The sequence below is a fragment of the Ralstonia mannitolilytica genome (assembly GCF_000954135.1).
GTDB lineage: Bacteria > Pseudomonadota > Gammaproteobacteria > Burkholderiales > Burkholderiaceae > Ralstonia > Ralstonia mannitolilytica.
Genome location: NZ_CP010799.1, coordinates 3109360 through 3121366, shown reverse-complemented (window position 1 = coordinate 3121366; position 12007 = coordinate 3109360). Strand labels below are relative to the sequence as shown.

At 67.3% G+C, this 12007-nt stretch carries 12 protein-coding genes and 1 pseudogene; 10 read left to right on the top strand and 3 right to left on the bottom strand.

The genetic code is table 11. The annotated features are described in order from the left end of the window. Positions 1 to 336 precede the first annotated feature (336 nt). The gene (locus TK49_RS14720) at positions 337 to 912 is read right to left on the bottom strand and encodes a hypothetical protein (RefSeq protein WP_045787369.1); all 576 of its coding nucleotides are present in this window, start codon (positions 910 to 912) and stop codon (positions 337 to 339) included. 90 nt (positions 913 to 1002) lie between these two features. Further along, a complete protein-coding gene (locus TK49_RS14715; protein ID WP_045787368.1) occupies positions 1003 to 1794 on the bottom strand; it encodes an IclR family transcriptional regulator in 792 nt (263 codons plus the stop codon). A 318-nt stretch (positions 1795 to 2112) separates the two neighbouring features. Here TK49_RS14715 and TK49_RS14710 point away from each other — a divergent pair, with 318 nt between their 5' ends. The 10 genes from TK49_RS14710 (at position 2113) to TK49_RS14665 (ending at position 10718) form a co-directional block, all read left to right on the top strand. Further along, positions 2113 to 2802: a 3-oxoacid CoA-transferase subunit A gene (locus tag TK49_RS14710; RefSeq protein ID WP_045787367.1), complete on the top strand. Its 690-nt coding sequence runs from the start codon at positions 2113 to 2115 to the stop codon at positions 2800 to 2802. Continuing rightward, positions 2799 to 3461 (top strand): CoA transferase subunit B, encoded by a 663-nt coding sequence (locus TK49_RS14705; protein ID WP_045787366.1) that lies wholly within the window; start codon positions 2799 to 2801, stop codon positions 3459 to 3461. The genes TK49_RS14710 and TK49_RS14705 overlap by 4 nt, the downstream gene beginning before the upstream one ends. Before the next feature lie 23 nt (positions 3462 to 3484). Continuing rightward, the gene (gene pcaF, locus TK49_RS14700) at positions 3485 to 4687 is read left to right on the top strand and encodes a 3-oxoadipyl-CoA thiolase (RefSeq protein WP_045787365.1); all 1203 of its coding nucleotides are present in this window, start codon (positions 3485 to 3487) and stop codon (positions 4685 to 4687) included. 13 nt (positions 4688 to 4700) lie between these two features. Further along, positions 4701 to 6062, top strand: coding sequence for a 3-carboxy-cis,cis-muconate cycloisomerase (locus TK49_RS14695; protein ID WP_045787364.1), 1362 nt, complete (start codon positions 4701 to 4703; stop codon positions 6060 to 6062). A 20-nt stretch (positions 6063 to 6082) separates the two neighbouring features. Then, positions 6083 to 6892, top strand: coding sequence for a 3-oxoadipate enol-lactonase (gene pcaD, locus TK49_RS14690; RefSeq protein ID WP_045787363.1), 810 nt, complete (start codon positions 6083 to 6085; stop codon positions 6890 to 6892). After that, positions 6885 to 7283 (top strand): 4-carboxymuconolactone decarboxylase, encoded by a 399-nt coding sequence (gene pcaC / locus TK49_RS14685; RefSeq protein ID WP_045787362.1) that lies wholly within the window; start codon positions 6885 to 6887, stop codon positions 7281 to 7283. The genes pcaD and pcaC overlap by 8 nt, the downstream gene beginning before the upstream one ends. A gap of 79 nt (positions 7284 to 7362) precedes the next feature. After that, a complete protein-coding gene (locus TK49_RS14680) occupies positions 7363 to 8232 on the top strand; it encodes a branched-chain amino acid ABC transporter permease (protein WP_045787361.1) in 870 nt (289 codons plus the stop codon). Next, entirely contained in the window at positions 8229 to 9254 is a 1026-nt protein-coding gene (locus tag TK49_RS14675; RefSeq protein WP_045787360.1) for a branched-chain amino acid ABC transporter permease, read from the top strand. Before TK49_RS14680 ends, TK49_RS14675 begins: the two co-directional genes overlap by 4 nt. Further along, entirely contained in the window at positions 9251 to 10024 is a 774-nt protein-coding gene (locus TK49_RS14670; RefSeq protein ID WP_045787909.1) for an ABC transporter ATP-binding protein, read from the top strand. Before TK49_RS14675 ends, TK49_RS14670 begins: the two co-directional genes overlap by 4 nt. Continuing rightward, a complete protein-coding gene (locus TK49_RS14665) occupies positions 10017 to 10718 on the top strand; it encodes an ABC transporter ATP-binding protein (protein WP_045787359.1) in 702 nt (233 codons plus the stop codon). Before TK49_RS14670 ends, TK49_RS14665 begins: the two co-directional genes overlap by 8 nt. 2 nt (positions 10719 to 10720) lie before the next feature. On the opposite strand, the pseudogene TK49_RS14660 reads toward TK49_RS14665, so the two are convergent. Continuing rightward, positions 10721 to 11889 (bottom strand): annotated as a pseudogene (locus TK49_RS14660) (ABC transporter substrate-binding protein). Positions 11890 to 12007 lie beyond the last annotated feature (118 nt).

Here is a 12007-nt window from a genome sequence, read left to right as displayed (position 1 = left end):
AGCGTGCAGATCAAGATCGACCGCGAGCATACAGGCATGCAGCCGGGTTGGCTGCGCGAACTCCGGATAACCATATGACAGCTGTGGAACGCCCAACTATAGCCCAGGCGGCAGCACGAGAGGCGGGTTGGCAAGCGGGTCGGGACAGGGCGCACAAGCGGGTGTCGGGCGTGCGTGGATGGGCAGGGAGCGGCCTTCGCGAAAAGAACGGCCGGCGGGGCTGGCGCGGCAAAGGCGCAGGCACGACAGCCATGTCTCCAGACAGGTTTGGCCGCCATTAATGACATGGCAGGCGATGCGGCTCCATCCGGGGATTCCCGGGGCAGACCGCCTGCCCTAGAGCGTGCCGCAGATCGATTCGTTGATCGGCACGTCGCCGACCATCTCGTGGTCGTTGCCGCGATAGCGGTAGATCAGGCTCAGCCCCAGGCGCGTCAGGATGCGCACGTCGCCGTTGTTGCAGATGTTCTTCTGCAGGATCGGTACAAAGTTCAGCCGGAAACCCTGCGACGCGGCGCTATGCGCGGCGTAGTTCGTCAGCGTGATGACGAAGACGAGATTCTTCTTCTGGGCCAGCGAGCACTGGGCCAGGGCGGTCTCGCGGTCGAGCGGGACGGGGGTGAAGCGGTTGATTTTGGTACAGGCCTGCGTGAGCGCCCGGTCGGCATTGCGCGCGGGGCCCGTGAGTGCGGGCACACCGGCGGCGGCGGTGCTGCGGCCTGTCGCGGCCCCGACCAGCATGCGGGCCAGCGGCGACAATTCGAGCAGACCACCGGCCGGCGGCGACTGCGCCCACAGCGGGCCGGCCGCCAACGGCAGGGCAAGCGTCAGGATGCGCGCAGCACAGGCTCGGCGGCGGCGACCTTTCACATCCAGACCGGCGCGAATGGCGGTGTGTTGAGTCACAGACATCCTCTTTGCCCACGGAGCCACAATTTTATTGAAAAACCAGCCCGGATGCGAGGCGCGCAGCGCACCTGGACGACTGTGTTCGCACTTCGCTCAGGTCCGCACACGCACCATCGCCGAAATACGCTCCGCCGCCTGCTGCAGCGGGCCGAGAAACTGCTTCGTCATCTGCCTGGCCGAGGTCCGGTTGGCCTGCCCGCTGATGTTCATGGCGGCGATGATGTCGCCTGCGCGGTTGCGGATCGGCGCCGACAGCGAGATCAGGCCTTCTTCAAGTTCCTGGTCCACCAGCGCCCAGCCTTGTTCGCGCACGCCGGCAATGACGGCCTTCAGGGCGTCGACCTCGGTGATGGTGCGCTGCGTGCGGGGGCGGCGGTCGGATTCGCGCAGGACGATGTCGAGCCGCTCTTCGGGCAGGCCCGACAGCAGCACCCGCCCCATCGACGTGCAGAATGCCGGCAGCCGGCTGCCGACCGACAGGTTCAGGGCGATGATCTTCTGCGTCGGCACGCGCAGCACGTAGACGATCTCGGTCCCGTCGAGCACCGACGCCGAGCAGCTTTCGTGCACGGTCTGCACGAGCTCTTCCATCACCGGCTCCGCCAGGTTCCAGAACGGCATCGAGGTCAGGTAGGCGAAGCCAAGGTCGAGGATCTTCGGGGTGAGGCGGAACAGGCGTCCCTCAAAGCTGACGTAGCCGAGGCTCACCAGCGTGAGCAGGATGCGCCGGGCGCCTGCGCGGGTCAGACCCGTGGCCTCCGCCACTTCGGAGAGCGTCTGCGCCGGGCGCTCCGCATTGAACGCGCGGATGACCGACAGCCCCCGCGCGAAGGACTGGACATAGGAGTCGCTGGGTTTTTCAGCGGGCAGTTCGGCAGCAGACATGCAACAAGGCGAAAGCGATTCAGTGGCTCCAAGCCTACTGGCATTGCGTGGATTTCGCCAGTCGAACAGGCGACCGGCATCCGTACGCCTTGACACGGCTCACGCAGCGGGCGTAGATTCGTTCTTGGATCGAACGTGAGTTCGTATAGCGAACACATCGACGGAAAACAAAGCGCGGCCGGATAGCAAAGGCCCGTGTCGATCCACTCAAACAGGAGATTCGCAAGCCGCGCGGTTGCGGTTGGGCCCATTCCGGCCCGGCGGTGCTCCAAGCGGTGCCACGCACGCAACGCGGGCACCCTTGCCGGAGAATGTCACGTGATCAACAAGCTCTGTCCGTCTGTGGAGGCCGCGCTGGCGGACATTCCCGACGGTGCCACCATCATGATCGGCGGGTTCGGAACCGCCGGCATGCCTGCCGAACTCATCGACGGGCTCATCGCGCAGGGCGCGCGCGAGCTGACCATCATCAACAACAACGCCGGCAATGGCGAGACGGGCCTGGCGGCGCTGCTCAAGGCGCGGCGCGTGCGCAAGATCGTGTGTTCGTTTCCGCGCCAGGCCGATTCGTACGTATTCGACGCGCTCTACCGCGCGGGTGAAATCGAGCTCGAACTGGTGCCGCAGGGCAACCTGGCCGAGCGCATCCGCGCGGCCGGGGCCGGCATCGGCGGGTTCTTCTGCCCGACCGCGTACGGCACGCAATTGGCCGAAGGCAAGGAGACGCGCATCATCGACGGCAAGCCGTACGTGTTCGAATTGCCGCTCACTGCCGATTACGCACTCATCAAGGCCCTGCGCGCCGATCGCTGGGGCAATCTCGTCTATCGCAAGACCGCGCGCAATTTCGGCCCGGTGATGGCCATGGCGGCCAAGTGCACCATCGCGCAAGTCAGCGAAACCGTGGAACTGGGCGAACTGGACCCGGAGCACATCGTCACGCCCGGCATTTTCGTCAAGCGCGTCGTGCAGATCGCTGCCGCCCAGCCCGCCAGGGAGGCCGCATGAGCACCGAAGCCACCGCCAAGATCCAGCGCTGGACGCGCGACCAGATCGCCGCTCGCGTCGCGCGCGACATTCCCGACGGCTCGGTCGTCAACCTGGGCATCGGGCTGCCGACGCTGGTGGCCAACCAGCTGCCGGCCGACCGGGAAATCATCCTGCACACCGAGAACGGCCTGCTCGGCATGGGCCCGGCGCCTGCCCCCGGCGAGGAAGACGAAGACCTCATCAACGCGGGCAAGCAGCCGGTCACCATCAAGCCCGGGGCGTCGTTCTTCCATCATGCCGATTCGTTTGCCATGATGCGGGGCGGCCATCTCGACTACTGCGTGCTCGGCGCCTTCCAGGTGTCGGCCACTGGGGACCTGGCCAACTGGCACACCGGCGCACCGGACGCGATTCCGGCCGTGGGCGGGGCGATGGACCTGGCTATCGGCGCCAAGCGTGTCTTCGTGATGATGGAGCACCAGACCAAGCACGGCGAGAGCAAGATCGTGCCGTCGTGCACGTATCCGCTGACGGGCATCGGCTGCGTCGATACCATCTACACCGACCTCGCCGTGATCGACATCACGCCCGACGGACTGGTGGTGCGCGAGATGGCCGAGGGGCTGGATTTCGCGTCACTGCAGGCATTGACCGCGGCGCCGCTGCGTCAGGCATAACGATTGTTGGAGACAGACACATCATGACCGAAGCCTTTATCTGCGACGCCATCCGCACCCCCATCGGCCGTTACGGCGGCAGCCTCTCCGCCGTGCGTGCCGACGACCTGGGCGCCGTGCCGCTCAAGGCGCTGATGGCGCGCAACCCGCAGGTCGACTGGTCCGCGATCGACGACGTCATCTACGGCTGCGCCAACCAGGCAGGCGAAGACAACCGCAACGTGGCCCGCATGTCGCTGCTGCTGGCAGGCCTGTCGGACAGCGTGCCGGGCTCGACCATCAACCGCCTCTGCGGCTCCGGCATGGACGCCACGGGCACTGCCGCACGTGCCATCCGCGCGGGCGAAACCTCCCTGATGATCGCTGGCGGCGTGGAGAGCATGAGCCGCGCGCCGTTCGTGATGGGCAAGGCGACGAGCGCCTTCTCGCGCGACGCGGCCATCTACGACACCACCATCGGCTGGCGCTTCATCAACCCGCTGATGAAGGCGCAGTACGGCGTCGACTCGATGCCGGAGACTGCCGAGAACGTCGCCGCCGACTACAACATCGGCCGCGAAGACCAGGATCGCTTCGCCCTGCGCAGCCAGGCCAGCGCCGCACGTGCGCAGGAAGACGGCACGCTCGCGCAGGAAATCACGCCGGTGACGATTGCGCAGAAGAAGGGGGACCCCATCGTCGTCAGCCGTGACGAACACCCGCGTGCGACGAGCATGGAAGCGCTCGCCAAGCTCAAGGGCGTGGTGCGCCCGGACGGCACCGTCACCGCCGGCAACGCGTCGGGCGTGAACGACGGCGCCTGCGCACTGCTGCTCGCCAATGAGGCATCGGCCAAGCGCTTTGGCCTGACGCCGCGTGCGCGCATTGTGGGCATGGCGACCGCCGGTGTGCCGCCGCGCGTGATGGGCATCGGCCCGGCGCCGGCTTCGCAGAAGCTGCTCAAGCAGCTCGGCCTGACGATCGACCAGATGGACGTGATCGAGCTGAACGAGGCATTTGCCGCGCAGGGCCTGGCGGTGATGCGCCAGCTCGGCTTGCGTGACGACGACCCGCGCGTCAACCCGAACGGCGGCGCCATCGCGCTGGGTCATCCGCTCGGCATGAGCGGTGCGCGCCTGGTGACGACGGCGATGTATCAGCTGCAGCGCACCGGTGGCCGCTACGCGCTGTGCACGATGTGCATCGGCGTGGGCCAGGGCATCGCGCTGGTGATCGAACGCGTTTGAGCTGGCGGCAGCCATGACCAGCGGACTGCTCGATCGCGCGTTCTCCACGCCGGCCATGCTGGCGGTATGGTCCGATGCGGCCACTGTGCGTGCGATGCTCGATGTGGAAGCGGCGCTTGCGCAGGCCGAGGGCGCGGTGGGCGTGATTCCGGCGCATGCCGTCGCGCCGATCCGCGCGGTGTGCGCGAACGCGACGCTGGATCTCGAGGCGCTGGGCAATGCGGCTGTCAGCGCCGGCAATCTCGCGATTCCGCTGGTCAAGCAGCTCACGGCCGCCGTCGCGCAGCATGATGAAGACGCTGCGCGCTATGTCCATTGGGGCGCGACCAGCCAGGACATCATCGATACCGGCCTGATGCTGCAGTGGCGCGAGTCGGCCGAGCTGATCGAGGCAGATCTGCAAAAGCTTGCCGATGCGCTCGCCGCACTGGCGCAGCGCCATCGCAATACGCCGATGGTGGCGCGCACGTGGCTGCAGCAGGCCTTGCCGACGACCTTCGGCCGCAAGCTGGCCGGCTGGCTGGAGGCCGTGCATCGCACGCAGGACCGCTTTGCCGCGCTGCGTGCGCATGTGCCGGTGCTGCAGTTTGGCGGCGCGGCGGGCACGCTCGCGAGCCTCGGGGAGCACGGGCGCGCCGTGGCCCAGTCGCTGGCGCATGAACTGGACCTGCCGCTGCCCTCGCTCTCCTGGCACGGCGAGCAGGATCGCGTGGCCGACATTGGTACCACGCTCGCGTTGCTGGTCGGGACGTTGGGCCATTTCGCACGCGACCTCTCCTTGATGATGCAGACCGAAGTAGGCGAGTCGGCCGAGCCATCAGGCGCGGGCAAGGGCGGGTCTTCCACCATGCCGCACAAGCGCAACCCGGTCGGCTGTGCCACGGTGCTGGCCGCGGCCACGCGCATGCCCGGGCTGGCGAGTACGCTGCTGTCGGCATTGCCGCAGGAACACGAACGTGCACTCGGCGGCTGGCAGGCCCAGTGGGCGACGCTGCGCGAGATGGCATGCCTGGCCGCCGGCGCGCTCGACCGCATGCGGGACATCATCGAAGGCCTGCAGGTCGATACGGCGCGCATGCGCGCGAACCTCGACCTGACGCAGGGCCTGATCCTCGGTGAAGCGGTGATGCTCGCGCTGGGCGCAGACCTTGGCCGCCTGCAGGCCCATCACGTGGTCGAAGCGGCCAGCCGCAAGGCGGTACAGAACCACACAACGCTGCGCGACGTGCTGGCCGAAGACGCCGACGTGCAGCGCATCTGGGGCGGGGCAGCGCCGCAGCGGCTCGATGCGCTGCTCGACCCCGCACACTATCTTGGCGACGCGGGCGCGGCCGTTGACCGCGTGCTGGCGGAACACGCTCGCCGCCACCCGTAATACGCATCCACGGAGACACCATGCCCTGGCTCGAACACGACAACGTCCGCCTGTATCACGAACTCGACGACACGCACGAGGCGGGCAAGCCGGTGCTGGTGCTGTCCAATTCGCTCGGCACCAGCCTCGGGATGTGGGCGCCGCAGCTCGACGCGCTGCGCCAGCACTTCCGCCTGCTGCGCTATGACCAGCGCGGCCATGGCCAGACCAGCGTGCCCGATGCGCCGTTCGGCGTGGCGCAGCTTGGCGGCGATGTGCTGGCGCTGCTCGATCACTACGACATCGACCTCGCGCTGTTCTGTGGCCTGTCGATGGGCGGTCTCACAGGTTTGTGGCTGGCCGCGCATCACGGCGAGCGCTTCCCGCGCATGGTTGTGAGCAACACCGCGCCGCTCATCGGTTCGCAGCAAGGCTGGAACGACCGCATCGCGCTGGTCGAGCGCGGCGGCATGGCGGCCATCACCGACAAGCTGATGAGCTGGTTTTCTCCGGGCTACCCCGAGGCCCATCCGACGGCCATCGACGGCTTCATGAAGGTGTTCCTCGCCACGCCCACGGCGGGTTACAACGGCTGCTGCGCAGCGATCCGGGATGCGGATCTGCGCGCGCAACTACCGAACATCCGTGTGCCGCTGCTGGTGATCGGAGGCACGCACGATGTGTCGACGCCTCCGGCACAGACCCAGGCCATCGCCGATGGCGTCCCGGGCGCGCAATACGTTCAGCTCGCCGCCGGGCATCTCTCCAACTGGGAGCAGGCCGACGGCTATACCGAAGCGCTTGTCAGCTTCCTGACAACCGGCGTGGTGCGCGAGGTGGCCCATGGATGACCGCGAACGCTACGCCGCCGGCATGCAGGTGCGCCGCGCCGTGCTGGGCGACACGCACGTCGACCGCGCGAACGCTGCCCAGACCGAGCTCACCGCACCGTTCCAGGATCTCATCACGCGCTATGCCTGGGGCGAGATCTGGACGCGCCCAGGCCTGCCGCGCCATACACGCAGCCTGCTGACGATCGCCATGATGGTGGCGCTGGGCCGCGACGGCGAGCTGCGCCTGCACCTGCGTGCCGCCGCCAACAACGGCGTGACGCGCGACGAGATCCAGGAGACGCTGCTGCAGACCGCCATCTACTGCGGCGTGCCGGCTGCCAACCATGCCTTCCAGCTCGCGCAGACGGTGTTTGCCGAGATGGATGCTGAAGCCGCCGGCAAGGCGTAACGGCAATCGTCTCAGGAGAGACGCCACGACACACCGGGCAAACTGGCCGCTGAGCCGGAAACGCCCAAGGAGGAGGCCCATGCTGAGCGCATTGGGTGTGTTGTTCGACGGGCTGGCCTACGGCAGCCTGCTGTTCCTGATCAGCATCGGCCTGTCGGTCACGATGGGCTTGATGCACTTCATCAACCTTGCGCACGGCGCATTTGCCATGGCGGGCGGCTATGTCTGCGTGGTTCTGATGAACCGACTCGGCGTGCCGTTCCTGGCGACGCTGCCCATCGCTTTCCTCGTCACCGCGGCCTTCGGGTTCGTGCTGGAGCGCACGCTGTACCGGCGGCTCTATCGCGCGAGCCCGCTCGACCAGGTGCTGTTCTCCATCGCGCTCGTGTTCATGGCGATGGCCGGCGCGACCTACGTGTGGGGCCCTGCCCAGCAGCCGGTGGAACTGCCGGAGATGCTGCGCGGGCAGCTGCGCGTATTGGACAGCGGGCTGGAAGTCGGGCGCTATCGGCTCTTTCTGATCGGTGTGGTCATCGTGCTGACGGCGTTGCTGGCGTGGCTCATTGAGCGCACACGCTTCGGCGCGCAGGTGAGGGCGTCGGTGGACAATCAGCAGGCGTCGGCGGGGCTCGGGATCAATGTGAGCCTGGTGTTTTCGGTCACGTTTGCGCTCGGCTCGGGGCTCGCGGGCCTGGGCGGCGGGCTGGGCATCGACGTGCTCGGGCTCGATCCGGCATTCCCGATCAAGTACATGGTGTACTTCCTGCTCGTGGTGGCGGTGGGCGGTGCGGGCTCCATCAAGGGGACGTTGCTGGCGGCGCTGGTGCTCGGCGTCTTCGACGTGGCGGGCAAGTACTACGTGCCGGAGGTGGGCGCGTTCGTCATCTACGGGCTGATGGTGGTGCTGCTCGTGGCGTTTCCGAATGGCCTGCTGGGGAGGCGCGCATGAACGTGCTGCAGCAACTGATGCGCTCCGCGCAGCCGGCGCCGGCCGGACCGGCACATGGTTTGCCAGATGCGCGCTGGTCGCCGTTCGAGCTGGCGTTCTGGTGTGTGCCCGTCGCAGTGTTCTTCCTGCTTCCGGATTACCTCGTCTTTGGCAGCCAGGTGCTGATCGTCGGGCTGTTCGCGTTGTCGCTGGACCTGGTGCTCGGCTATGCGGGCATCGTGTCACTCGGGCATGCGGGGTTCTTTGGGCTTGGCGCGTATACGGCGGGCTTGCTGGCGGCGCACGGTTGGGGCGAACCCCTGACCGGGCTGGCCGCCGGTGCCGCCGTGGCCGCGCTGGCGGGCTTCTGCGTGAGCTTCCTCGTGGTGCGCGGGCACGACCTGACACGGCTGATGGTTACGCTCGGCATTGGGTTGATGCTGTATGAGGCCGCCAACAAGATGGCGTTTCTCACGGGCGGTGTCGACGGCCTTTCGGGGGTGACGATGAACAGGGTGCTCGGCGCCTTCGAGTTCGACCTGCAGGGTCGTACGGCGTACGTCTACAGCCTGGCCGTGCTGTTCCTGGTGTTCGTGTTCCTGCGGCGGCTGGTGCGGTCGCCGTTCGGGCTGTCGCTGCGGGGCATTCAGCAGGGGCCCAAGCGCATGCCGGCAATCGGCGCCAACGTCCGCATGCGGCTGGTGGCCGCCTTCACCGTGAGCGCCGCGATTGCCGGTGTGGCTGGCGGCCTGCTCGCGCAGACGACGCAGTTCGTGGGGCTCGATTCGCTGGGCTTTTCGCGGTCGGCGGAACTGCTCATCATGCTGGTGCTCGGCGGCGCGGGCCGGCTGTATGGCGCGCTGATCGGCGCGGCGGTGTTCATGGTGGCGCAGGATGTGCTGGCCGGCATGAACCCCGTCTATTGGCAGTTCTGGATCGGGCTCCTGCTGATGGTGATCGTGCTGTTTGCGCGTGGCGGCATCCTGGGCGGGCTGGACACGATCGCCAAAGCATGGCGCGCCCGCAAGGCAGGCGCCGCATGAGCCCACCGATGATGCAGCGCGCGCCGACGCTCAGCACACGCGGCCTCTCCAAACGCTGGGGCGCCTTCCAGGCCAATGCCGACATTTCGCTCACGTTCGCCCCCGGCGCGCGCCACGCGTTGATCGGACCGAACGGTGCCGGCAAGACCACCTTCATCAACCTGTTGACCGGCACGCTGGCGCCCACGGCGGGGCAGGTCCTGCTCGACAACGAAGACATCACGCGCCTGCCCGCACACCGGCGCGTCAAGCGCGGCCTGACGCGCACGTTCCAGATCAACACCCTGTTTCCGGGGCTGACGGTGCTGGAGTCGGTGATGCTCGCCATCTTCGAGCGCAGCGGCGCGTCGTGGCACGGCTATCGCACCGTCGCTTCGCACAAGGAGGCGCGTGATGAGGCGATGGCCTTGCTGTGCCGCCTTCAGCTGGGCGCCGATGCGCTGTCGCCCACGCAGGCGTTGCCGTACGGCAAGCAGCGGCTCGTGGAGATTGCCCTGGCGCTGGCCACGCAGCCGCGCATCCTGCTGCTCGACGAGCCCGCCGCGGGCATCCCTGCAGGCGAAAGCGCCGAACTGTTCGAAGTGATCGCCAGCCTGCCGCGCGACATCACCATCCTCTTCATCGAGCACGACATGAACCTTGTCTTCCGTTTTGCCGAGCGGATCACCGTGCTGGTGGGTGGCCGTGTGCTGACCGAAGGCACGCCGCAAGAGATTGCCGCCGACTCGCGTGTGCGCGAGGTCTACCTGGGGGAGGCCGGGCATGACTGAACTGCTCGCGTTCGAGAATGTGAGCGCCGGCTACGGCAACGCCGTCGTGCTCGACGATGTGTCGTTCACGCTGCAAGCCGGCGGCAGTCTCGCGCTGCTGGGTCGCAACGGCGTCGGCAAGACCACGCTGCTCGCCACGCTGATGGGCTTCACGCGCCTGCACGCGGGGCGCATCCGTTGGCAGGGCGCGGACATCGCCAAGGTCGCACCGCACAAGCGTGCCCGGGCGGGGCTTGGCTGGGTGCCGCAGGAGCGCTGGATGTTTCCATCGCTCACCGTGGAGGAGCATCTGACCGCCGTCGCACGCCCCGGTGCATGGGATGTGGCGCGCATCTACACGATGTTTCCGCGCCTGCAGGAACGACGGCGCAATCTGGGTAACCAGCTCTCGGGCGGCGAGCAGCAGATGGTGGCCATCGCGCGCGCACTGGTGACGAATCCGGCGTTGCTGTTGCTCGATGAGCCGATGGAAGGTCTTGCGCCGATCATCGTGCAGGAACTTGGCCGCGCCATCCGCACGCTGGTCGACGAAGGCGGCATGGCGGTGATCGTGGTGGAGCAGCACGCCCGCCTGGCGCTGGAACTCACGCAGCGCGCGCTGGTGCTCGACCGCGGGCGCATCGTGCACGCATCGGCCAGCGCGGAACTGCTGGCCGACGCGCAGTTGCTGCAACGGCTCGTGTCGGTGGCGTAGCGTTACTTGCCCGGGTCCTTCACGTCGGCGAACTTGTCGAATTCGACGTTGTAGAGCTCGTTGCCGACCTTTTCGACCTTGCGGATGTAGACCGTCTGCACGACGTCGCGCGTGGCGGGGTCAATGGTGATGGGCCCGCGCGGGCTGTCGATCTTCATGCCCTTGAAGGCGGCCATGGCCTTTTCCCCCTCGATCTTGCCGCCCAGCTTGTTGATGACGTTGTAGATCGCGCCGATGCCGTCATACGCGGCCACCGCCATGAAGTTCGGCCGGCCGGCGCCCGGGTTCGCGTCGGCGAAGGCCTTCAGGAACGTCTTATTCTGCGCGGAATCGTGTGCCGCGGAGTAGTGGAACGACGTGATGACGCCCAGCGTCGAGTCGCCCATGGCGGGCAGCACGTGGTCGTCCGTCAGGTCGCCGGTGGCGATGACCTTGATGCCGGCCTGCGCGAGCCCGCGTTCGCGAAAGCCCTTCATGAAGGCCACGCCCGCTCGCCCGCGGGCAGGAACACGAACACGGCCTGCGGCTTCGTATCCTTCACGCGCTGGATGAACGGCGCGAATTCCGGATTGCGCAGCGGCACGCGCACGGCTTCCACGACCTGACCGCCGCCCGCGGTGAAGGTCTGCCTGAAGGCCGTCTCTGCGTCGATGCCGGGCGCGTAATCGGCCACCACGGTGGCGACCTGCTTAATGCCGTTCTTCAGCGCCCACGAGGCGATCGGCGTGGAGATCTGCGGCAGCGTCATCGACACGCGCGTCACGTAGTCCGACTTGGTCGTGATCGACGACGACGCTGCGTTGAAGATGACCATCGGCTTCTTGGCCTGCTGCGCGATGGGAGCCACCGCGAGCGCTTCAGGCGTGAGGCCGAAGCCGGCAAGAAAGTCCACCTTGTCGCGCACCACCAGTTCCTGCGCGAGCCGTTTGGCCACATCGGGCACGGGGCCGGTCGTGTCCTTCAGGACGATCTGCACCTGCCGTCCGCCGGCGGTCGTGCCGTGCAGCTTCTGATACGCCTTGATGCCGCCTTCCATCTGCTTGCCGTAGTCGGCAAACGGGCCGGAGAAGGGCGCGATCAGGCCGATCTTGATCGGCTCGTCGGCAAGCGCCGGCAGGCCGGTCATCAGCGCGGCGGCAACGGCGGTCAACAGCAGGGCACGGCGTTTCATGAGGGTCTCCAAAGGTTGATCGGCAAGCGTGGGCCGAGAAACCGCAACGGCGTCGCGTGCGCGTGGCGATGATCCTAAAGGCTCTGTGTTCGCATTGCAATCGAGTGTTCGGATTGTG

Coding starts and splice junctions, on each gene's coding strand:
- TK49_RS14720 (WP_045787369.1), bottom strand. CDS start 912: ATGTCTGTGACTCAACACACCGCCATTCGCGCCGGTCTGGATGTGAAA.
- TK49_RS14715 (WP_045787368.1), bottom strand. CDS start 1,794: ATGTCTGCTGCCGAACTGCCCGCTGAAAAACCCAGCGACTCCTATGTC.
- TK49_RS14705 (WP_045787366.1), top strand. CDS start 2,799: ATGAGCACCGAAGCCACCGCCAAGATCCAGCGCTGGACGCGCGACCAG.
- pcaF (WP_045787365.1), top strand. CDS start 3,485: ATGACCGAAGCCTTTATCTGCGACGCCATCCGCACCCCCATCGGCCGT.
- TK49_RS14695 (WP_045787364.1), top strand. CDS start 4,701: ATGACCAGCGGACTGCTCGATCGCGCGTTCTCCACGCCGGCCATGCTG.
- pcaD (WP_045787363.1), top strand. CDS start 6,083: ATGCCCTGGCTCGAACACGACAACGTCCGCCTGTATCACGAACTCGAC.
- pcaC (WP_045787362.1), top strand. CDS start 6,885: ATGGATGACCGCGAACGCTACGCCGCCGGCATGCAGGTGCGCCGCGCC.
- TK49_RS14680 (WP_045787361.1), top strand. CDS start 7,363: ATGCTGAGCGCATTGGGTGTGTTGTTCGACGGGCTGGCCTACGGCAGC.
- TK49_RS14675 (WP_045787360.1), top strand. CDS start 8,229: ATGAACGTGCTGCAGCAACTGATGCGCTCCGCGCAGCCGGCGCCGGCC.
- TK49_RS14670 (WP_045787909.1), top strand. CDS start 9,251: ATGAGCCCACCGATGATGCAGCGCGCGCCGACGCTCAGCACACGCGGC.
- TK49_RS14665 (WP_045787359.1), top strand. CDS start 10,017: ATGACTGAACTGCTCGCGTTCGAGAATGTGAGCGCCGGCTACGGCAAC.